Source organism: Streptomyces sp. NBC_00554, assembly GCF_041431135.1.
Classification (GTDB): Bacteria; Actinomycetota; Actinomycetes; order Streptomycetales; family Streptomycetaceae; genus Streptomyces.
In genome coordinates this window covers 2,184,377-2,206,175 of sequence record NZ_CP107799.1, presented here as the reverse complement: position 1 = coordinate 2,206,175, position 21,799 = coordinate 2,184,377, and the positions used below count along the sequence as shown (strand labels likewise).

General features: G+C 70.1%; 18 protein-coding genes. 8 read left to right on the top strand and 10 right to left on the bottom strand.

Annotation, left to right across the window (positions count from 1 at the left end):
- Nucleotides 1-69: 69 nt before the first annotated feature.
- Together OG266_RS09670 and OG266_RS09665 are read right to left on the bottom strand one after the other, a co-directional pair.
- A complete protein-coding gene (locus tag OG266_RS09670; protein ID WP_371544616.1) occupies nt 70-1,629 on the bottom strand; it encodes a carboxylesterase/lipase family protein in 1,560 nt (519 codons plus the stop codon).
- A 41-nt stretch (nt 1,630-1,670) separates the two neighbouring features.
- Nucleotides 1,671-2,165, bottom strand: a complete 495-nt coding sequence (locus OG266_RS09665) for a MarR family winged helix-turn-helix transcriptional regulator (protein ID WP_371544614.1) — start codon at nt 2,163-2,165, stop codon at nt 1,671-1,673.
- 156 nt (nt 2,166-2,321) lie between these two features.
- Between OG266_RS09665 and OG266_RS09660 the strand changes: the two genes are divergently transcribed.
- Both OG266_RS09660 and OG266_RS09655 read left to right on the top strand, forming a co-directional pair.
- Nucleotides 2,322-3,290 carry an alpha/beta hydrolase gene (locus OG266_RS09660; protein WP_371544612.1) on the top strand — a complete coding sequence of 323 codons (969 nt, stop codon included), beginning with the start codon at nt 2,322-2,324 and terminating at the stop codon, nt 3,288-3,290.
- 36 nt (nt 3,291-3,326) lie between these two features.
- Complete coding sequence (locus tag OG266_RS09655) at nt 3,327-4,418, top strand: alanine racemase (protein WP_371544610.1); 1,092 nt, start codon at nt 3,327-3,329, stop codon at nt 4,416-4,418.
- Between the two features lie 19 nt (nt 4,419-4,437).
- Here the strand turns inward: OG266_RS09655 and OG266_RS09650 are convergent, their stop codons facing one another.
- Nucleotides 4,438-4,623, bottom strand: coding sequence for a DUF397 domain-containing protein (locus OG266_RS09650; RefSeq protein WP_371544606.1), 186 nt, complete (start codon nt 4,621-4,623; stop codon nt 4,438-4,440).
- A complete protein-coding gene (locus OG266_RS09645) occupies nt 4,620-5,456 on the bottom strand; it encodes a Scr1 family TA system antitoxin-like transcriptional regulator (RefSeq protein WP_371544603.1) in 837 nt (278 codons plus the stop codon). The genes OG266_RS09650 and OG266_RS09645 overlap by 4 nt, the downstream gene beginning before the upstream one ends.
- Before the next feature lie 153 nt (nt 5,457-5,609).
- On the opposite strand from OG266_RS09645, the gene OG266_RS09640 reads away from it, so the two are divergent.
- From OG266_RS09640 to OG266_RS09625, 4 genes are all read left to right on the top strand, one after another.
- On the top strand, nt 5,610-6,098 hold the full coding sequence (locus tag OG266_RS09640; protein WP_371544602.1) for an ATP-binding protein: 489 nt from the start codon (nt 5,610-5,612) through the stop codon (nt 6,096-6,098).
- 156 nt (nt 6,099-6,254) lie between these two features.
- Entirely contained in the window at nt 6,255-7,733 is a 1,479-nt protein-coding gene (locus OG266_RS09635) for an alkaline phosphatase PhoX (protein WP_371544601.1), read from the top strand.
- A gap of 189 nt (nt 7,734-7,922) precedes the next feature.
- On the top strand, nt 7,923-9,638 hold the full coding sequence (locus OG266_RS09630) for a PHP domain-containing protein (protein ID WP_371544600.1): 1,716 nt from the start codon (nt 7,923-7,925) through the stop codon (nt 9,636-9,638).
- Nucleotides 9,635-10,150: a hypothetical protein gene (locus tag OG266_RS09625; protein WP_371544598.1), complete on the top strand. Its 516-nt coding sequence runs from the start codon at nt 9,635-9,637 to the stop codon at nt 10,148-10,150. The genes OG266_RS09630 and OG266_RS09625 overlap by 4 nt, the downstream gene beginning before the upstream one ends.
- Before the next feature lie 26 nt (nt 10,151-10,176).
- Here OG266_RS09625 and OG266_RS09620 read toward each other — a convergent pair whose 3' ends face one another.
- Nucleotides 10,177-11,268 (bottom strand): endo-1,4-beta-xylanase, encoded by a 1,092-nt coding sequence (locus OG266_RS09620; protein WP_371544596.1) that lies wholly within the window; start codon nt 11,266-11,268, stop codon nt 10,177-10,179.
- Nucleotides 11,269-11,523: 255 nt separating this feature from the next.
- Here OG266_RS09620 and OG266_RS09615 point away from each other — a divergent pair, with 255 nt between their 5' ends.
- Both OG266_RS09615 and OG266_RS09610 read left to right on the top strand, forming a co-directional pair.
- Nucleotides 11,524-12,732 (top strand): MFS transporter, encoded by a 1,209-nt coding sequence (locus OG266_RS09615; protein ID WP_371552724.1) that lies wholly within the window; start codon nt 11,524-11,526, stop codon nt 12,730-12,732.
- A 120-nt stretch (nt 12,733-12,852) separates the two neighbouring features.
- Nucleotides 12,853-14,850: a calcium-binding protein gene (locus OG266_RS09610; RefSeq protein ID WP_371544594.1), complete on the top strand. Its 1,998-nt coding sequence runs from the start codon at nt 12,853-12,855 to the stop codon at nt 14,848-14,850.
- Nucleotides 14,851-14,922: 72 nt separating this feature from the next.
- On the opposite strand, the gene OG266_RS09605 is transcribed toward OG266_RS09610, so the two are convergent.
- The 5 genes from OG266_RS09605 to OG266_RS09585 form a co-directional block, all read right to left on the bottom strand.
- The gene (locus tag OG266_RS09605; RefSeq protein WP_266473876.1) at nt 14,923-15,780 is read right to left on the bottom strand and encodes an ABC transporter permease; all 858 of its coding nucleotides are present in this window, start codon (nt 15,778-15,780) and stop codon (nt 14,923-14,925) included.
- Nucleotides 15,781-15,782: 2 nt separating this feature from the next.
- Entirely contained in the window at nt 15,783-16,595 is an 813-nt protein-coding gene (locus OG266_RS09600; protein ID WP_329544863.1) for an ABC-2 family transporter protein, read from the bottom strand.
- 4 nt (nt 16,596-16,599) lie between these two features.
- Nucleotides 16,600-17,616 carry an ATP-binding cassette domain-containing protein gene (locus OG266_RS09595; RefSeq protein WP_371544590.1) on the bottom strand — a complete coding sequence of 339 codons (1,017 nt, stop codon included), beginning with the start codon at nt 17,614-17,616 and terminating at the stop codon, nt 16,600-16,602.
- Nucleotides 17,617-17,713: 97 nt separating this feature from the next.
- On the bottom strand, nt 17,714-18,898 hold the full coding sequence (locus OG266_RS09590; RefSeq protein WP_371544588.1) for a sugar MFS transporter: 1,185 nt from the start codon (nt 18,896-18,898) through the stop codon (nt 17,714-17,716).
- Nucleotides 18,891-21,767, bottom strand: a complete 2,877-nt coding sequence (locus OG266_RS09585; RefSeq protein WP_371544586.1) for a glycoside hydrolase family 2 TIM barrel-domain containing protein — start codon at nt 21,765-21,767, stop codon at nt 18,891-18,893. Before OG266_RS09585 ends, OG266_RS09590 begins: the two co-directional genes overlap by 8 nt.
- Nucleotides 21,768-21,799: the final 32 nt, after the last annotated feature.

Here is a 21,799-nt window from a genome sequence, read left to right as displayed (position 1 = left end):
CCTGCTGTGCCTAGGCACTCCAGCTGTTGTTCCTAGACGCTCTAGGCAAAAGGCCAGTGTATGCGGCCGTCACCGGCCGATCAGTGGCAGCGCCGGGAACACGTGGTCCTGCCACAGCAAGCGGGACTCCTCCTCCGGGTAGGTGGTGACGGTCGAGGGTGTGTCGAAGAGCTGTACGAGGCGTTGGGCGGGGTCGTACGCGGGCCAGCCGGGGTCGCCGTGGGTGGCGAACGCCGTCAATGCGCTGCGGATGTGGGCGGACAGGGCCTCTGCTTCCGGGGTGGGGGTCTCGCCGATCAGCATGGCGGCATGGCTGTCGCTCAGGTTGCCGAAGACGAGTGGTACGTCCAGGCCGTGGCAGGCGCCGAAGACGCCGCCCATGCCAGGGGCGGGCCAGGTCAGTTCGTAGAGGTGCGCACGGCCGCCGGCCGCGGTCTGCGCCTGGGCGAGGTGGAGGGACGGCATGCGGAACAGCCAGTCGGAGTTGACCAGCTCGTACAGCTCGTCGGGGCCCGCGAGCGGGAAGGCGTCACGGTAGCGGCGGGCGCCGTCCGGGCCGGGGGCGAAGGCCCGCAGCGCGGTCGTCGCCTGTTCTTCCGTCACCTCGCCGAGCATGCCTTCGATCGCGGTGAACAGCCGCTGCTCCTCGCGGGTGTGACCGACGAGGAGTTCGATGTCGCGGCCTGCGCCGTCGGCCAGCGCCTGCCAAGGAGTGACCGGCAGGACGTCGCCGTCGACGACCGGGGAGAACAGGATGGATCGCTGCGCGGCCCGGCCCCAACGGTCCGCCCACTGGGCTGCTTTGGCGGTGACCGCGTCACCGGCGGCGGGAAGCTCGGACGGGGTCACGCCGGACAGGTCGGCCACCGTGGGCCGCAGCCCCAGCTCGGCGGCGCAGGCGGCGGCGATGTCGGCGGCGAGCTCCGGCGAGAAGAACGTGCCCGGCACGCTCAGCGCGACCGCCCGGCGGAACAGCCCAGCCGCACGCGGCATCGCCAGCAGCGCGGCGACCGATCCGCCGCCCGCGGACTCGCCGAAGACCGTGACCCGGTCCGGATCGCCGCCGAACGCACCGATGTTGTCGCGCACCCACCGCAACGCGGCGACCTGGTCCAGCAGGCCCCGGTTGGCGGGCGCACCTTCGATCTGTGCGAAACCCTCAACACCCAGACGGTAGTTGAAGGTCACGACGACGACGCCGCCCTCCCGGGACAGCCGGGAACCGTCGTACTCCGGGAGGCCGGAGGTGCCGATCACGTAGGCGCCGCCCTGGATCCACACCAGCACCGGAAGTCCGGCGTCCGGGGCCGGTTCCGGCGACCAGACGTTGACCGTCAGCCAGTCACCGTCGTCCGCGGCGTGCTGCGACAGGGCGTCCATGCCGAACGCACCGGCCTGCGGGGGCGGAGGTCCGTACGACACGGCATCGCGTACGCCGTCCCAGCCCCGTAACGGCTGCGGTGCGGCGAAGCGGTGCGCGCCGACCGGCGGCTCGGCGAACGGGATGCCGCGGAAGACCGCGAGCCCCGCTTCACGGCTGCCGCGCAGTACCCCGGCCGCCGTGCGCACTTCGAGCGAGGGCGAGGTCGAAGGCTCGGGCTTAGACTCGAATTCGGGCGTTTTAGACATGTGCCGGATCATCCCGTTCAACCAAGAAGCGGGCCAATCATTTACGGACGGTCATGATCGACGTTGGCGGTGAGCAGGCGGAGAAGCTGCTTGGCCATGGCGTCCTGCTCGGGGGAGAGTCCCATGGCGTCGCCGATGGCGAGGGGGACCGTACCTGCCCGTTCCCGGAGTCGGATGCCGGCTTCCGTGAGGTGCAGGGCGACGGAACGCTCGTCCTCGGCGCGACGCTCGCGGCGGATCAGACCGTTCGCCTCCAGGCGCTTGAGCAGGGGGGAAAGGGTGCTGGACTCCAACTGGAGGGCGGTGCCCAGGGCGCGTACGGAGATCGAGTCCTGCTCCCACAGCACCAGCATTACCAGGTACTGGGGATAGGTGAGGCCCAGCTCGTCCAGCAGTGGCCGGTAGCGGGCGGTGACCGCGCGTGAGGCCGCGTAGAGGGCGAAGCAGAGCTGGTCGTCCAGGAGTAGCGAACCCTCCTGCGTCGGTTCGGCTCCGGTCGTGTTCACGGTGTGGCTCCTGGTGCCCGTCCTGTACATGTCGACCCTCATTCTACCGTTCACGTCCTCTCGACTGTATCGATCCCAACTAAGTTGTGCACGACTTAATCGAGCGCTACTATCAAATGGTGCCGCGGCTCCACGGCAAGACCTCCGACGGAGCCTGTCCGCGGCACCCGATCCGAGGAGATCGTCATGACCGAGTCCACCGCCCCCCGCGCCGTCCTGGAGCCCGCCGCCGCCGCATTCGCCGAGGCGACCGCGAACCCGCCGTACCTGTTCGACCTGGCCCCGGCAGAGGGCCGCAAGGCCGTCGACGAGGTGCAGTCCGGCGACATAGCCAAGCCCGCTGTCGACGAAGAGTGGGTCACCGTGCCCGGCGGACCCACCGGCCAGGTGCGGGCGCGGATCGTCCGCCCGGCCGGCGCCTCCGGCACTCTCCCGGTGATCATCTACATCCACGGCGCGGGCTGGGTCTTCGGCAACGCCCACACCCACGACCGCCTGGTGCGCGAACTGGCGGTCGGCGCACAGGCCGCGGTCGTCTTCCCCGAGTACGACCTCTCGCCCGAGGCCCGCTACCCCGTCGCCATCGAGCAGAACTACACCGTGGCCCAGTGGATCGTCACCGAGGGCGCGTCCCACGGCCTGGACGCCTCCCGTATCGCGGTGGCCGGCGACTCCGTCGGCGGCAACATGTCCGCGGCGCTGACCCTGATGGCGAAGGACCGCGGCGACGTCCCCCTCGTACAGCAGGTGCTCTTCTACCCGGTCACCGACGCCACCTTCGACACGGCTTCCTACCACCAGTTCGCCACTGGCTACTTCCTGCGCCGCGACGGAATGCAGTGGTTCTGGGACCAGTACACGACCGACGAGAAGCAGCGCGCCGAGATCACCGCGTCCCCGCTGCGCGCCACCACCGAGCAGCTCACCGGGCTCCCCCCGGCCCTCGTCATCACCGGCGAGGCCGACGTCCTGCGCGACGAGGGCGAGGCCTACGCGGCCAAGCTCCGCGAGGCCGGCGTAGCCGTCACCGCCGTCCGGTACCAGGGCATCATCCACGACTTCGTGATGCTCAACGCCCTGCGCGAGACCCACGCCGCGGAGGCCGCGATCGCCCAGGCGATCAGCACCCTGCGCACGGCCCTCGGTACCGTCTGACCGGACGGTATGTGGGCAAGGGAAGCTGAGGTTGCGGTGCGCGAACTACCCGAGGGACTGGTCACACCGGTGCTCGTCGTCGACGTCGATGTGCTGGACCGGAACATCGCACGCATGGCTCAGGCGGCGGGTTCCGGGGGGTTCGCGCTCCGTCCGCACGCCAAGAGCCACAAGTGTGCGGAGATCGCCGAACGCCAACTCCGACTCGGAGCAGGCGGGTTGTCGGTTGCGACCCTGAGCGAGGCGGAGGCGCTCGCCCGGGCGGGGGCCGACGATCTGTTCATCGCGTATCCGCTCTGGCTCGACAAGGCGAAGGCCGGGCGTGCGCGCGCCCTGGCCGATGAGGTCGCGCTGCGCGTCGGTGTCGACTCGGTCGAGGGGGCGCGGCGGCTGGGGGAAGCGGTGCGGGGGAGCGACCGCCCGGTCCAGGCGCTGATCGAGGTGGACTGTGGAACGCGCCGGACGGGGGTGCCGCCCGCCGACGCGGGGCGGGTCGCCGGGGCCGCCGTGGACGCCGGTCTCGACGTGGTGGGTGTCTTCACCTTCCCCGGGCACGGGTACGGCCATGACGCCGGGGCCGCCGAGCGGGCGGCCCGCGACGAGGAGCACGCGCTTGCCGAAGCGGCGACGTCCCTGGGCGAACTCGGCCTGGAGGCCCGCGTGTTGAGCGGCGGCTCGACTCCGACGGCGGGCCACTGGCGGCCCGGCCCGGTCAACGAGGTCCGCCCCGGCGTCTACGTCTTCAACGACGCCCAGCAGCTCGCCATCGGCACCTGCACCGTCGACGACCTGGCCCTGTCCGCCGCCTCGACCGTCATCAGCGTCCCCGCCCCGAACCGCTTCGTCCTGGACGCCGGCAGCAAGGTACTCGGCCCCGACCGCTCCCCGTGGGTCACCGGCCACGGCTACCTCCCCGCCTACCCGGACGCCACGATCACCGGACTCTGGGAACACCACGCGGTCGTCCAACTCCCGGAGGGCGTACGCGGTCCGCACCTGGGGGAGGTCGTGTCCGTGGTGCCCAACCACGTCTGTACGCCGGTGAACCTCGCGGACGAGTTGCTGATCGCCCGCGAGGGGGCGGAGGTCGACCGGTGGAAGGTGGTGGCGCGCGGTACCAACTCCTGAGCGCGGACCGCGACTTCAGCTACTTCGCGAACTCCACGAAGTCCGTCCACGCGGTGAGGGAGAGGGCGAGTTGGGGGCCGCGGGGGTTCTTGGAGTCGCGGATGTGGATGGTGGTGGGGCAGGTGGCTACCTCGACGCAGTCGCCCTGGCTGCCGCTGCTGTAGCTGGACTTGCGCCAGGGGAGTTCGGTTGTGGTGGTGCTCATAGCGCTCCTCGCATCTCCCGGAGCAGGCTCACTGAGTCTTCGGGCGTGAGAGCCTGTGAGCGCATCTTGGCATACCGCTGCTGGATCAAACTGATCTCTTTCCGGTCGGAGATCAGGACGCCGGTCTGCTGGCCCTCCGAGTACGCGAACCACTCGTTCTCCGGGGTCTCCAGCAACTGAATCGGGCCGTCGAGGCCCGCATGCCGAGTCTGCCGGAGGGGCATCAACTGCAACTCGATGTTCCAGTGGCGGTCGTTCACCGCCAGCAGGTGGTCGATCAGCTCCCGTGTGACGTCCTCGCCGCCCGTGTGCCTTTCCAGTACGGCCTGCTCGATGATGAAGCTGAACGCCGTCGGCCGCTCTCTGTGCGCGCTGAGCAGCTCCTGACGGGCGAGCCGGGCTGCCACACGCTGTTCGACCTGCTCCTCGGTCGGCAGCGGCGGCACGCTCCAGATCACTGCTCGGGCGTACCCGTCGGTCTGCAACAGGCCTGGCACGACCCTGCATTCGTACGTGTGCAGAGTGATCGCCTGCTCCTCCAGATCCGCCCACTCGCGGAACCAGGAAGCCAGGCCCGGCTGCCGAGTCGCGTACTTGACCGCTGCCCACAGTGCACCGAACGCATCCAGCACCTCCTCGGCCCGCTCGATGTAAACCCGCGGTGGCAGCCGCCTGCCCTGCTCGATCGACGCCACCGTCGACGGCTGGTACCGCACCAGCGGTGCGAACTCCTCCTGTGTCAGGCCCGCCCGTTTACGGAAGGCCTTGTGGACCGCCCCGAAGGTCTTCAAACTGTCGGACGGCTCCGGCTCGTTGGTGATGCTGTTGGTCATGCCGGGTACTCCCGAGTGCAGTGGTGCCAACCCCGCCAAGTCACCTATGGTCACGGACGGTTACCCGTACTGTCCACAGCGTGAACTCGTACGCCCCGCAGCGTACGAGTGGCGGACCTGGTCGACCCGTGTGTCCCCAGGGACCGTTGAGCCATGCAAGGACACCCCCGGGCCCAAGTCCCCGTCACCCTCGGTACGTTCACGCAGCTCTACAGCTGCACCCCACGCGGTGCCCGGCTCGCCCGTCGGCTGGTCGCGAACCGGATGCACGTCTGGGGATTCGCGTACGACAGCGACGTCAGCGAGACCGTGACCCTCGTCGTCGCCGAGCTCGCCGCGAACGCCGTGCGGCACGGGCGGGTGCGGGGGCGCGACATCCGCGTACGGCTGGTGCTGCGCGAGGACGTCGTACGGGTGGAGGTGGCGGACGGGCGGGCCGACCGGCTGCCCGTGGTCCGGGAGCCCTCGGAAGGGGAGGGCGGGCGCGGGCTGCTGATCGTCGTGGCGCTGGCCGAGCGGTGGGGTGTGGAGCCGCGGGAGGACGGGACGTACAAGACGGTGTGGGCGGAGATTTCCGTACCGGAGAGGCTCGGAGGCAGGGGAGACGAGGGCGTCCCGCATCACCTCCCGCCTGGGAATTAGCTGGGGAACTCCACGAAAGCAACAAGGTGTGGACCAAATGTTCGGTATCTCGCACAACCGTTGTGTCTCGTTCACCTTCCGTTCCGAAGCGCAGGGAACTGTGTGCTGCGCCCGCCGTAAGGGCACCCCCCGGTTCGTGCCACTCAGGAGATCAACGTGCCTTCCACCACCCGTAGAGACTTCGCCAAAACCTCAGCCGGCGCGGGAATCGCCCTCATCGGCACCGCCGGCGTGCTGTCCACCGCCAGCTCGTACGCGTACGCCGCCGAGACGGCCGAGGACGCCAAGAGCCGGGGTCAGGAGATCGACGCCACCGAGCAGGTCTCGCAGGCGCACCAGAGCAAGACCGGGTACGGTCCGCTGATCGACGACCCCAAGGGGCTGCTCGCGCTCCCCAAGGGGTTCTCCTACAAGGTGGTCACGCACGCCGGTGTCACCAAGATGGAGTCGGGCGAGTTCACGCCGAACAAGCACGACGGCACGGCCGCCTTCAAGGGCACCCGCGGCTCCACTCTGCTGGTGGTCAACCACGAGATCCGCGACAACCGTGCGAACACCGCGTTCCCCGTGCCGCTCACCCCGGGACTCGTCTACGACCCCAGCGCCCCCGGCGGCTGCACGGTCGTGGAGATCTCCAAGGACGGCGAGTGCGTGGCCGAGTGGGTCGGCATCGCGGGCACCCAGCAGAACTGCGCGGGCGGCCGCAGCCCCTGGGGTACCTGGCTGACCTGCGAGGAGAACTCCGCCAAGGTCGGCGATGCCGGTATGACCAAGGCGCACGGCTACGTCTTCGAGGTCGACCCGTACGACCGCCGTGCCAACCAGAACCCCAAGCCGATCAAGGCGCTCGGCCGTTACGACCACGAGGCCGTCGTGGTGGACACCAAGCGCGGTCACCTGTACCTCACCGAGGACGCGGCGGGCCCCAACGGCCTGTTCTACCGCTGGACTCCGCCGAAGGGCTTCAAGCACGGCCGGGGCAAGCTGCGGACGCTCTCCGACACGGCCGGCGTCCTTGAAGCCTTCAAGTGCTTCGACTCCAAGGGCCAGTTCGTCGACGACCTGTCCCGCGCCACCAAGGCCGGCACCAGCTACAGCGTCAAGTGGGTGGCGGTTCCGGACCGTGACGCCAAGACCGTCCCGACGCGTCAGCAGTTCACCGGCACGCAGGTCACCCGCGCCCGCAAGCTCGAAGGCATGTGGTGGGCCGACGGCGGCACCTACGTCGTCTCGTCCTTCGCCCGCGAGGAGAGCCCGGTCCAGCACGACGGGCAGGTGTGGTTCTACGACCCCGCCCGCGGCACGCTGACCCTCAAGCTGATCCTGGGCGTCAACCCCGACCCCGACGCGAACGACGGCGTCCTCGACGGTCCGGACAACATCACGGTCTCCCCGTACGGCGGTGTGATCCTCGCGGAGGACGGCGAGGGCATCCAGCACCTCTTCGGCGCCACGGAGTCGGGCAAGACCTACCCGATCGCCCGCAACCAGCTGAACGACGGCACCGCCGAGGACCCGTCGTACAGCGAGTTCGCCGGTGTCGTCTTCTCGCCCGACGGCAAGACGCTGTACGCGAGCATCCAGAACCCCGGCATCCTGCTGGCCATCACGGGCCCCTGGCGCTACCAGCGCTGACACCACCCGTAGCGGAGAGACCTCAACTGTCGTGACATTCAGGGCAGTTGGGGTACCCGTACGTGGCTGGTTCAGACCGCCGCACCTGAGTCGCCGAGCGGCCACCCCACGGCTGTTCAACGTTCATGTTTCACATCGAGTCTCCATCTCGCGAGCCCGCACATGCGGCGTCGAACTCAGGAGGCAGACATGGGGCACGGACACGCTCACGGTCATCACCACCACGACCACACCCACGATCACTCTGACGCTCACGAAGGCTCGGCTCTGCCCGCGGCCTTCGACACCTCCGTGCCCGACGAGGCCCTGAGCCCCGAACAGCAGTCGCGCCGCACGATGCTGCGCCGCGCGGGTCTGCTGGGCGCCGGCCTGGCCGCGAGCGGCGTCCTCGCCCAGGGCGCGGCGGCGGCCCCCGCGTACGCCTCCGAGAGCCGCCGGAGATCGAACGGCTTCCTCTGGCTGGCCGGCGACCACCACATCCACACCCAGTACAGCAGCGACGGCAAGTACCGCGTCTCCGACCAGGTCCGCCAGGGCGCCCGGCACGGCATGGACTGGCTGGTCATCACCGACCACGGCAGCGAGACGCACGCCAAGATCGGTGTCGACAAGGTCAACCCGGACATCAAGGAGGCCCGGGAGACGTACGAGGACACCCTCGTCTTCCAGGGCCTTGAGTGGAACATCCCGGGCGCCGAGCACGGCACCGTCTTCGTCCACCCCGGCAAGAACGAGGTCAGCGTCCTCAAGGCGTTCGAGACCGACTACGACGGCAGCGTGAAGGGCGCGAGCGGCTCCTCGCCCGCCAACGAGGCGCTCGCCGTCGCCGGTCTCGCCTTCCTCTCCGAGCAGGTGCAGCGGCGCAAGATCAAGGACGCGCTGATGCTCGCCAACCACCCGGCGCGGCGCGGTGTCGACTCCCCGCACGAGATCCGCGGCTGGCGCGACGCGACGCCCGGCGGCAAGCAGATAGCCATCGGCTTCGAGGGTGCTCCCGGCCACCAGGCGGCCGGTATCGCCGCGCCGACCGGCATGGGCCGTGCCCGCGGCATCTACGACAACAACCCGAGCGCCGACTCCTTCGCCGGTTACCCGCTGGAGAGCTACCGCACCTGGGGCGGCTTCGACTGGATGACGGCCACCGTCGGCGGCCTGTGGGACAGCCTCCTCGCCGAGGGCAAGCCCTGGTGGATCACCGCCAACTCCGACTCCCACCAGGTGTATACGGACACCGCCAAGCGCGGCGGCCCGGACACCGACTTCAACCTCAACGGCAAGCACACCGACCCCGTGTACAGCGGCAAGGTCGACCTCACCCAGGGCGACTACTGGCCCGGCCAGTACAGCCGCACGCACGTCGGCTCCGACGGCTTCTCCTACGCCGCCGTCATGGACGGCATCCGGGCCGGCCGTGTCTGGGTCGACCACGGGCAGCTCATCGGCGGCCTCGACGCGCGGCTCTCGGGCAGCGGCAAGTGGGCGACGCTCGGCGGCGCACTGCACGTCAAGAAGGGCACGAAGGTCACCCTGACGGTCGACATCGCGCTCGCCGACACCCCCAACTGGGCCGGATTCGTACCGAAGTTGGCCCGCGTGGACGTCATCCAGGGCGATGTCACGGGCACTCCCGCGGACAAGGACACCTTCAGCGCGCCGACGGCGAAGGTCGTCCAGTCGTACGAGGTGAACAAGACGACCGGAACGGTCCGGATCACGTACTCCCTCGGCCAGGTCGACCGCCCGCTGTACGTCCGCCTGCGCGGCTCGGACGGCAACCGCTCCGCGGTGGGCATCAACGGCGCGGCGGTCGACCCCAAGGGCCCCGCCCTCGACGTCGTCGGCGACGCCGACCCGTGGGTCGACCTGTGGTTCTACTCCAACCCGGTGTGGGTCCTGCCGTCGTGAACCAGCCGTACGTCATCGGGGTCGACACCCATCTGTCGGCCCTGCCCGAAGCCGATCACCTGCTCCGGGCGCTGGCCGCCGAACTCGCCCTCCCCGAGGGCTCGTTCGGCTGCACGCACCTGGTGCGCGGTGATCGGCCCCGGGTCGCGCTGTCCTTCGCGGTCCCCTCGGGGGCGGTGCTGGACGCCGTCCGCGAGTGGCTGACCGCCAAGGGGTACGAGGTGATGCCCGAGGCACCGGACGCGGTGGGCCGCGCGGTGCTGTACCCCGGCGTCGCGGAACTCACCGGCACGCTCACGGTCGCGGACCTGCTCGCCGCCTCCGCGATCGACCGCGTCGCCGTACTCGGCACGTCCGGCGAACCCGCCCCGGACCAGCCGCTGGTCACCCGCGATCACGTACGCCCGGAGTGGCGTGACGGAGAGCTGGTCCTGACGGCGATGCCGGCGGCGGGCGGCACGCTCGTGCCGTTCGAGGTACCGGATCCGACACCGTGCTGCGCGGATCACTGAACCCGGCGGATCACTGAACGGGTGGTCTACGCGGCCGGGTTGAGACCGTTCGACAGGCCCGTGTACGACGGCTTCGGCGCGTAACTCTCGTTGTACGGGAGGGCCGCGCCGAAGCCGCTGAAGGTGCCCGGGATCCAGGAGTACTTGTCCGTGACGCCCCAGACGGTGACACCCGCGCACCGGGCGACACCGAGACAGTTCTCGCTCGCCAGCTTGTAGTCGGCGGACTGCTGGGCGAGTTCGGCGGCGGAGGCGGGCAGCGGGATGCGGATGTCGAGTTCGGTGACGGAGACTTCGAGGCCCAGGTCGGAGAAGCGCTTGAGGTTGGCCTTCATGGTGGACGGCACCTGCCCGACCACGAAGTGCGACTGGAAGCCGATCCCGTTCAACGGCACGCCCTCCGCGAGGAGTTGCTTCGCCAGCGCGTACAGGGCGTCGCTCTTCGCGTTGTCCGCCTCGATGTTGTAGTCGTTGATGTACAGCTTGGCGGCCGGGTCGGCGGCATGCGCCCACCGCAGCGCGTTCGCGATGTACCCCGTCCCGAGCTTGTCCTGCCACAGCGAACTGCGCATCGAACCGTCCTCGTTGAACGTCTCGTTGACGACGTCCCAGGCGTACACCTTGCCCTTGTAGCGGCCCAGCGTCGTGTCGATGTGCTTCTTGAGGATCGTGTTCAGCTCGGCGGCCGAGAAGTTCCCGTTCTTCAGCCAGGACGGCAACTGGCTGTACCAGGCGAGCGTGTGCCCCCGTACACCCTGGTTGTGCGCGGCCGCGTGCGCGACCAGCCGGTCGGCCGCGGCCCAGTTGTAGCCGCCCCGGCTCGGCTCCAGCGCGTCCCACTTCATCGCGTTCTCCGCCGTCACCGAGTTGAACTCCCGGTCCAGGACGGTGGTGTACGCCGAGTCGGAGGTGAGCGGGCCGTCACCGACGGCCGCGCCGATCCGTACGCCGCGCGCGTCGGCGTACCCCCGCAGCGTCGTCGCGGCCGAGGCTTCCGGGGTGAGTTGGGGGAGCGTGACGGCCGCGGTGGCGAGCAGCGCGCCCGCGGCGACGAGCGGCAGCGGGCGCGGGACACGGCGGCGGCGGTGGTGGTGGTGGGGTCGGGAGGCGTGGGGCACGGCTGCTCCTCGGAGGGGATGCGGGTGCGGACGGGAGGGGATGCGGGTGCGGATTATTTGTCTGCAGGTCGCCGCAGGGGCGCCATAAGGTTGCCGGGGATCAGGACCAGGACAAGGACAAGGGGAAGGGGCCGCGTGGCGTACGAGGCGCAGCACGAGGACGGACCGGGCAATCGGATACCGCGCGCGGACGAACCGGCCGACCCGCCGCCGCACAGGCCACGCACCGACCCACCGCCCGCGAAGGGCCGTCCGCTGTGGCGGCAGCGGAACTTCGGGATCTTCTGGGCCGCGCAGACCCTCTCCGTCCTCGGTGACTCCTTCGCGCTGATCGCCCTGCCCCTGCTGGTGCTCCAGGCGACCGGCTCCCTCGCGCGGATGGGACTGCTCACGGCGGTCGGCGGAGCCGCCTCGGTGCTGGCGGCCGTCTTCGCCGGGGCCCTGGTGGACCGGGTCGACCGCCGACGGCTGCTCATCGCCTGCGACCTGGTGCGCATGGTGCTGTACGGCGTGATCCCGCTGGTGTGGCTGTTCGGACCGCAGGTCTGGCTGCTGTACGTCGTCCTGCCGCTCTGCGAGGCCGTCGGCATGCTGTTCGCCGTCGGCTATGTCACCGTCGTCCGCAGCCTGGTCGGCACCGGGCAGCTCACCGAGGCCAATGGCCGGCTCAACGCGACCGCCGCCGCGGCGGGCGTACTCGGCCCGCTGTGCGCGGGTCTGGTCGCCGCCTGGACCGGCCCGGCCGCCGCGGTGTGGGTCAACTCGGGCAGCTTCGCCGTGTCGGCCGCCTGCATGCTCTTCGTACGGTTCGCCCCGCGCTCCGGGGACGACGGCGTCCCGGCGAAGGGGGCCGGGGCGGCGGGCCTGTGGCGGGATCTGCGGGCGGGGGTGTCCTTCCTGTATGGCCATCCGGTGCTGCGCTCGCTGACCGCCCTGCTGTTCGTCTTCAGCTTCCTCACCCTCGGCATGACCGACCTGGTCATCTACCACGTCAAGCACGACCTCGGCCACGACGACGGCACGGTCGGCACCGTCATGGCCGTCGGCGCCCTCGGCACGATCACCGGCGCCCTGCTGGTGGCCCGGATCCGTCGGGGACTCGGCTTCGGGCGGACCTGGACCGGTGCGGTCGCGGTGTGCGGGCTCGCGTTCGCCGGGCTTGGCTGGGCACGGGACGTCTCCGCCGTCGCGGTACTGAGTGCCGCGTTCCTCGCCTGCGCCGGTGTCGCGGGCACCTGCTCGATGTCACTGCGTCAGGAAGTGACCCCGGAACCGCTCCTCGGCAGAGTCACCTCCGCCTTCTGGACCCTCCAGTACTCCGCGGCCCCGATCGGCGCGGCCGTCCTGACCTGGGCCGCGGAACGCCGGGGCACCGCACCGGTCGGCCTGGTCGCCGGCGCCTGCTGCGTACTGATCGCGGTGGCCGCGCTGTTCACGCCGATACGGCGGTCCCGCGCCGCCTGATCGGCAGCCCAAGCCTCGTCAGCGCCTGGATCACCCCGGCGAGTGGAACTCTGCGGCCCATGGGCGCAGTGGTCGGCCAGCCGCGTGAAGATAATGTGTTCGGCTGCGGAAGCTGGGCGCATGCCCACCCTTCTTTCCCTACGGGGAACTCTGCGCGCCGCCTCGGTGTTCGTCGCCGCGCTGGCGCTCGTCGTGGCGGTGCCGCACGGCGCTTTCGCCGCACCCGGTGACCTGGACACCACGTTCGGCACCGGCGGAAAGGTCACCGTCGACGGCGCCTTCTCGGACGGCCAGGATCTGGCCGTCCAAGCCGACGGCAGGATCGTCACGGTCGGCGCCCGCCAGGACCCCGACACCTTCTACGCCGACTTCTCCGTGATGCGGCACAACGCCGACGGCAGCGTCGACACCACCTTCGGCGGCGGTGACGGCGAGGTGCTGACCGACTTCGAGCAGGGCGAGGACCGGGCGCAGGGCGTGACGCTGCAGCCCGACGGAAAGATCGTGGTCGTCGGCCGCACCCAGCGGACCGCGGACGAGTTCGCGGGCTGCTGCTGGCTCACGGTCGCCCGCTACAACTCCGACGGCAGCCTCGACACCACCTTCGGGGGTACCGGCTGGGTCGTCCCCGAGCTGGCCGGCGGTGCCGAGGAGGGCTGGGCGGTCGCGGTGCAGCCCGACGGGAAGATCCTTGCGGCGGGCTCGGCAGGCGGCACGTTCACGGCGGTGCGCTTCAATACCAACGGCACCCTGGACCCCACCTTCGACGGCGACGGCAAGGTCCTCACCTCGTTCCAGGACGTGGGCGGCGCGCAGGGGTTCGACATGGCCCTGCAGCCCAACGGGAAGTTCGTCATCGTCGGCTACTCGGGCGAGACGTCCTTCGACTTCGCGCTGGCCCGCTACAACTCCAACGGCAGCCTCGACACGTCCTTCGGCGGCGACGGCAGGGTCACCACGGACCTCGGCGGCTACAACTGGGGCCGGACCGTGGCCGTCCAGTCGACCGGCAAGATCGTCGCCTCCGGGTCGTCCGGCGGCAACTTCACCCTCGTCCGCTACAACGTCGACGGCACTCTCGACAGCGGCTTCGGCACCGGAGGCGTCGTCACCACCGCCTTCGGCACCACCTCCGCTGTGGAGGCACTCCTGATCCAGCCCGACGACCGGATCGTCGCCGCGGGCACCGCCGCCGGGGGTGACTTCGCGCTGGCGCGCTACCAGGTCGACGGCGCCCTGGACACCGGCTTCGGCACGGGCGGGAAGACCACCACCGACTTCGGCATCGGCGACGTCGCGCACAACCTCGCCCTCCAGTCCGACGGCAAGATCCTCGCCTTCGGCAGCAACAGCGACGGCGACCGCGCCCTGGCCCGCTACCTCGGCGGCGCCGGCAGCCCGCCCCCGCCCACCGGCGTCGACCTCTCCGTCACCAAGACCGGCACCGGCACCGTCAGCATCGGCGACCGCGCCACGTACACCGTGACGGTCACCAACAACAGCGCCAGCACCTCGGCCACCGGCGTCTCCCTCACCGACACGCTCACCGGCCCCGCCGCCACGCTGATCTCGGCCACCCCCGGCCAGGGCACCTGCACGACCTCCGCCACCGGCGCGACCTGCGCCCTCGGCACTCTCCCGGCCGGGGCGCAAAGGACCGTCACCATCGTCGTCGAGCCCCGCGCCACCGGCACCCTCACCGACCGGGCCACGGTCACCGCCACCCAGACCGACCCGGCCACCGCCAACAACACCGCCACCGCGACCACCACCGTCAACAACTCCCGCGGCTGCACACTCACCGGCACGAGCGGCAACGACACCCTCAACGGCGGCTACGGCAACGACGTGATCTGCGGCCTCGGAGGCAACGACACGATCAACGCCAGCTATGGCAACGACACCGCGTACGGCAACTTCGGCGACGACCGCGTCGACGGCGGCTTCAGCGACGACACCCTCAACGGAGGCCCCGGCAACGACAACCTGATCGGCAACTACGGCAACGACCGGCTCAACACCGTCGACAGCGTCTCCGGCAACGACACCGCCAACGGCGGCTTCAGCACGGACACCTGCACGACGGACACCGGCGACATCCGGATCAGCTGTCCCTGAGCGACCGCGACGCGGAAGAGGGGCCCGGACCGGTTGTCGGTCCGGGCCCCTCTTCTCTTCTTTCTCTTCGCGTCAGCCGTTCACCCCCGTGTAGTGCCGCAGGCTCCACCGCCACAGCAGGCGGGAGCCCAGGTAGGCCGCCGCCCCCAGGAGCGGGGAGGCGGCCGCCAGCCAGTACGGGACGCCTGTGCCGGAGGTGTGGCCGGTCAGTACCGCGGCCGGGAAGTAGGCGACGAAGGCCAGCGGCAGACCGAAGGTGAGGAGGCTGCCGACCGCTCGCGGGAGGACGTTGAGCGGGTAGCTGCCGAAGGTGCCGAGGAGTTCCTCCAGCCAGCGGCCCCAGTAGTCGGCGGCCGGGAAGCGCAGGGAGGCGCAGGCCACGGCCGTGAACAGGGCCGCTTCCAGGAGCATCCCGCCGAGGACTGCGACCACGAGGTACGTGATGCGGGTCGCCGTCCAGTCGAGGTCGCTGCGGCTCAGCGCGCCCGCCATCAGGCCCGCCGCCACCGTCAGGTCGCCGATCGCGTTGGTGGGGAAGAACGACAGCTGGAGCTGCCGGTACACCGGCATCGGGCGTACGAGATACGTGTCGATCACGCCTTCCTGGATGTGCCGGCCAAGGCCGTGCACCCGGCCCAGGAACAGCACGAACAGGCCGTGCGCCAGCATCCGTGTCGCCGGGATCAGCAGGACGTCCGAGCTGTCCCAGCCGCCCATCCCGGCGAACCGGGTGAGCAGCACCGTGGCGAAAACGATCACCGACACCTGCCAGACCGCGCCGATCGCGATCATCATCAGGAACTCGGAGCGGTACTCCAGCTGTGCGCGGAAGTTGAGCCGGGTGATGCGCCACACGATCCGGAGGCCGTTGAACGAAGAGGTCTTCGACAGATTCTTCGGCAGATTTCTCGAGAGGTTCTCCGACGACATGTTCAGCCTCCCTGGGAGATCACGCGGAGGGCCGCGCGCCGCCACAGCAGGCGGGTGAGCAGGGCGAGTGCCACCACCCAGGCGGCCTGTACGGCGAGTTGGGGGCCCGCGTCCGACAGCGGGATCCGGCCGACGTACAGCGACAGCGGCACGCTCAGCGTCGCCTGGAAGGGGAGGAAGCCGCTCATCGTCACGAACCAGTCGGGGAAGAACCACAGCGGCGCGTACACCCCGGCCAGCAGGTTCTGCGCGAAGATCAGGATCATCATCGCGGCGCCGTTGCGGAGCGTCCAGAAGCACAGCTGGTCGAGGGTGAGCATGATGTAGTAGAGGACCCACTGGCCGAGCAGTGCGCTCAGCATGAACACCCCTGTAGCAGCGGGGGACTTGGTCGGTTCGATCACCCCGGCGGCCAGGCAGACCAGGTATCCGGCGAGCACCCAGACGAGCCCGTAGAGCTGCTCGCCGAGGGCCCTGCGGGCGTAGTAGCGCCCGGGCGACAGCGGACGCAGGTACCAGTAGACGATCGTGCCGAAGTGCATGTGCTGGAGAACCGTGTCCCGGCCCGCGTACTGGTCCAACTCCCTGATACGGGTGGCCAGTACGGCGAGCACGGCGTACGTGACGGCCTGGTCGCGGGTGAGTCCGGCGGTCGTGCCGGTCTGTGCGTACAGGCCGTTCCACAGCGAGGCCACCAGCACCACCTGCACGGTGAGCCGGAGCAGGGCCGCGGTGATCCGGGGAGGTGTGTGCAGCTCGCCGAGCGGGGTGACCCGGGTGACGCGCCAGGCGCGCGGGGCGGAGGGCAGAGCCATGGGGTCAGCCTCCCTGCGCCTGTACGGGCACCTCGCGCAGGTAGGCCGCCCGCATCACGTCCTCCAAGTCGGCCTCGTCCAGGGCGACATCGTTGACCTCGTACCGTTCGATGACCTGCTTCAGTGCCTGGTGGACGGTGGGTGAAGCGGCGCCCTCCGCCGGTCCGAACACGAGCTGCGGACCCTCGCGCCGCAGCAGCGTGATCCCCAGTGGCAGTGGATCCACGGGCGCGTGCGGATCGGCGAGCGTGGCCCGCACCTGCCAGGTCGAGCCGAACTTCCGGCGGATCTCGTCGAGGGTGCCGTCCAGGACGAGCCGACCGTGGTTGATCAGGACGACGCGTTCGGCGAGCCTCGCGACCTCCGTCATGTCGTGCGTGGTCAGCAGGACGGTCCGGCCGCGCTCCTCCACCTGGTACCGGAGGAACTCGCGCACCTGTTCCTTGACCACCACGTCCATGCCGATCGTCGGCTCGTCGAGGAAGACGACCGGCGGATCGTGCAGCAGCGCGGCGGCCAGGTCGCAGCGCACCCGCTGGCCGAGGGAGAGGTGCCGTACGCGGGTGTCCCAGAAGGAGGAGAGATCGAGGAGCTCGTCGAACTCCCCGAGCCGGGCCGCGTGTTCGGCCTTCGGCACCTCGTAGATGTCCCGCAGGATCGAGAACGACTCGCGCACCGGCAGGTCCCACCACAGCTGGGTGCGCTGCCCGAACACCGCGCCGATGTTGCGGGCGTTGCGCTCCCGCTCCTGGTACGGGACCACTCCCGCGACGCGCGCCTCACCGGACGTGGGAGTGAGGATGCCCGTCAGCATCTTGATGGTGGTGGACTTGCCGGCGCCGTTAGGGCCGAGCAGGGCGAGGAGTTCGCCTGGGGCGACATCGAAGGTGATGTCGGAGACGGCGTCCTTGGCCACGCGCTCCGGGTTGACCAGCGATCTGAGCGCGCCCGCGAAACCTGGGCGGCGGACGGTGGTGTGAAAGGTCCGGGAGAGTCCGCGGACCTGGATGCTTTCGTTCACAGCGTTCACGCTGGTTGACCCCTTCACGTCGATCGCCCTGTGCGCGGCGTGCATGCTGTTGGCGCGCCGCTCACGTCTCACCTGCTGTTGACCCTGTTCACACCCCCTTTGCCGGGGACGTCGGGGACCTTCTCGTCAGCCGCACCAGCCACACCGTCGCCACCAGCGATCCGCCCGACAACACGGTCAACAGCCATGGCACCGCGTGAATCCCGGACGCCTCGATGCCCACGCCAAGCAGCGGCGGGGCCGCCACCCCGCCGATCATCGACGCGGCGATAACCCAGGCGCCCGCCCGCTTGGCCCCCGGAAGGGCCTGGTTCAGCCAGGGCAGCCCGGTCGGGAACACCGGCGCGATGAACAGGCCCACACCGGCGTATGCCACCGGTGCCGCCCCCGGTATCAGCGCGAGCAGCAGGCACGCCGTCATCCCGGCCGCGCAGACGGCGAGGATGCGCTCGGGCGCGTACCGCAGGGTGATCGGCACCACCAGGAAGCGGCCCACCGTCATCATCAGCCAGTAGACCGAGGTGGCGGAGGCGGCGAAGGTCGCGCTGTATCCGACGGTCTCCAGGTGGGTGGGCTCCCAGCCGCCGACGCCCGCCTCGACCGCCACGTTGAGGATGTAGAGGACGAGGAAGCCGACGAGTACGCGCGAAAGCAGGCCGCTGGAATCCCGTGCCTTCTCGGCGGGAGGCGACGGCGCCTGGCTCCCGACGCCACCCGTGCACAGGATCAGCGCCCCCGCCAGCACGGCACACGCCCCGAAGGCGTACGGGTAGCCGTCGGGCCCGGTCCAGGCGATGAGCACCGGACCCAGCACCGCACCGATCCCGAAGTGCGCGTTCAGTACGTTGAGCATTGCCGTCGAACGGTCGCCGAAGCCGACCGCGAACAACTGGTTGAGGCCGTAGTCGATGCCGCCGAAACCGAGGCCGCCGAGGAAGGCGGCGGCCAGCGCGAGCGGCCAGTTCGGGGCGAGCGCGAAGCCCGCGCCGCCCGCCGCCATCAGGACGTAACTCGCCGCCAGCAGGGCCCTGTTGCTGATTCGGGAGTGGATCGCGTTGAAGGCCAGGACGCCCGCGACGCCGCCGGTGAAGTGCAGGCTGAGACCGAGCCCGGCGGCGGACGGGGAAAGGCCGTACTCCTCGCGCAGCCCAGGAACCGCAGGCCCGTAGAGCGCCTGGAGCATGCCGATGAGGACGAATCCGACGCAGGACGCGACCGCGGCCGGTCGGGTGAAGAGCCGACCGGCCGCGGGCTGTATGACGGTGTCAGTCATGAATCTCCGAGAAGAGATACGAGAACTCCACGGGAGTGGCCCGCAGTTGGTACTGAGGCAGCGCGCCGGGCCCGCACGACTGCGAGCCGATGCCCTGCTGTCCGTGGTCGAGGTTGACCCAGACCGTGTCGCCCGGTTCCAGATCGGTCAGATGGTCGGCGGCGTCGAGCTGCTCCGTCGTCCAGCGGCGGGCCGTGAACCAGAAGGATGGATCACCTTCCATGTGCAGTCCACCGATTTCCGCCCAGCGGACGTCGGCCCGCGCGCCGTTCTCCTGGGGACGGACATAAGGCGTCTGCAACTCGTCCACCGACGACTCCCAACGCCCCACCATCGACGCCGACTTCGTGTCCGGATATCCCTCACCGGGCCCGCCGCCGAACCACTTCACCCGGTCCGCCGACGAAGGCAGCCCGAGCCGGATCCCGAGCCGCGGCAACGGCAGCGTCCAGTCGCCCTCGGGCGCCACGGACACGGTCAGCCGCAGCCGCGTCCCGTCCGACGTCCACCGGTACACCGTGCGCAGGCCCACCTCACGGGCAGCGGGCGCCACCCGGGACCGTACGGTCAAGGCGTCGTCGCTCAACTCCACCACGTCCAGCCGGTGTTGCATGCGGTGCAGCCCCAGCTCGCGCCAGAGCGGGCCGTAACGGATGTCGGGCTGCCAGGACGCGCCGTTGTCGTTGTCGGTCGGGGCGCGCCACACGTCGAGGCGCAGCCCGGTGACGTCGACCCCGCTGATCGTCTTCAGCGCGCCGGTACCGGCGTCGAAGGTGGCCGGGCCCAGGGTGATCTGCCGCACGCCGAGCGCCGGCCCGTCGGACTGCGCCACCGGACCCAACGCCTTCTCGGTGACGGGCAGTTGGGCCCAAGCGACCTGATGGCCCTGCGGACCCCAGGGTGTCTCCGCCGCGAGCACCGCCCGTACCGTCCACCCCGTCTCGGCCCCGCGACCGTCCGCGGGCGAGGCCGGCAGCTTCACATCGGCCGACTCGCCCGGCAGGAGCGGGGGTACGGACAGCGCGCCCGCCTCCACCGTCTCCCCGTCGACCTGGTAGGACCACTCGAAGGCGAGCGCCGAGAGGTCCGCGAAGTCGTACGCGTTCGTGACGCGGACGCTGCCGTCCGCCCCGTCGCCCTCGATACGGACCGGCTCGAGCACTTTCTTGTAGTCGACAAGACCGGGTGACGGAGTCCGGTCCGGGAACAGCAGCCCGTCGCAGACGAAGTTCCCGTCGTGCAGCTCCTCCCCGAAGTCGCCGCCGTACGCGAACCCGTAGCGCTCGTCCTTGATGCCGTGGTCGATCCACTCCCAGATGAACCCGCCCTGGATACGGTCGTGCGACTCGAACAGCCGCTGGTAGTCGGCGAGTCCGCCGGGGCCGTTGCCCATGGCGTGTCCGTACTCGCAGAGGATGAAGGGGAGTTGGCGTCGGACGTGCGAGCCGCCGTCCAGGCCCCGGCCGATCCGCTCGACTTCCGCGTGCTCGGCGTACATCCGTGAATACACGTCCGTGTCACGGCAGTTGATGTCGCCCTCGTAGTGGATGAGCCGTGAGCGGTCCCGGCCGCGGATCCATTCGGCCATGGCGGTGAGCCCGCGCCCGGTGCCGGCCTCGTTGCCGAGGGACCAGATGACGACGGACGGGTGGTTCTTGTCGCGCTCGACCATCCGGGACGCACGGTCGAGGAGCGCCGGGGTCCAGCGCTCGTCGTCCACCGGGTTGTCGCGCCAGGCCTGCTCGGTGAAGCCGTGGGTCTCCAGGTCGCATTCGTCGATGACCCAGAGGCCGTACTCGTCGCACAGGTCGAGGAAGGCAGGGTGCGGCGGGTAGTGCGAGGTGCGGACGGCGTTGATGTTGTGCCGCTTCATCAGCAGCACGTCCTGCCTCATGGTCTCCAGGTCGAGGGCGCGGCCCCGCTCCGGATGCCACTCGTGCCGGTTGACGCCCTTGAAGAGGAGCGCCCTGCCGTTGACCTTGATCAGGCCGTCTTCGAGCACGACCGTGCGGAAACCGATCCGCAGGGGGACGCGCTCGCCCTCCGTCGTCAGCACCCCGTCGTAGAGGCGGGGCGTCTCGGCCGTCCACGCCTGGACCGGCACGGTCACCGACTCGCCGGTGGCGACATCGATGTCCAGGGCGGGCACGCTGACCCGCCCGTCGACATCGGAGTCGACGCGCAGGGTCCCCTCACCGCGGACATGGTCGTACGAGGCGTGCACGAAGTGGTCGAGCACGCCGCCCGCCGGACGGTGCAGCAGCGTGACGTCCCGGAAGATGCCCGGCAGCCACCACTGGTCCTGGTCCTCCAGGTACGAGCCCGCCGACCACTGGTGAACCCGCACCGCCAGCACATTGCCGCCCGGCTTCAGCAGATGGCCGACCGCGAACTCGTGCGGCAGCCGCGAGCCCTTGAACTCGCCGATGTCCGTGCCGTTCAGCCAGACCCGGGCACAGGACTCCACGCCGTCGAAGCGGAGCACGGAGCCACCGTCCCCGGGCCACTCCTCGGGCAGATCGAAGACCCGCAGATGGTCACCGGTCGGATTCCCGGTCGGCACCCGCGGCGGGTCGACCGGGAAGGGGTAGAGGTGGTTGGTGTAGATCGGCGCGCCGAAGGCCCCGTCGCCCTGGAGGACCCAGTGGCCGGGGACCGACACCTGGGCCCAGTCCCCGGCGTCGTACCCCTCCGCCGCGAAGGAGTCGTCCTCGGCGTCGGCGGTGGGGGAGAGCCGGAAGCGCCAACTGCCGTTCAGTGACAAGGACCGGGCATCCGAGGACGCGTACCAGGCCCGTGGCGGAAGCGCCCCGCTGCCGGGTGAGACGTCCTCGACATAGTCAATGGCGGTAGTGGTGCGGAAAGACATGGGTCTCCAGGTCCTGAGAGATGGGTCTTGGG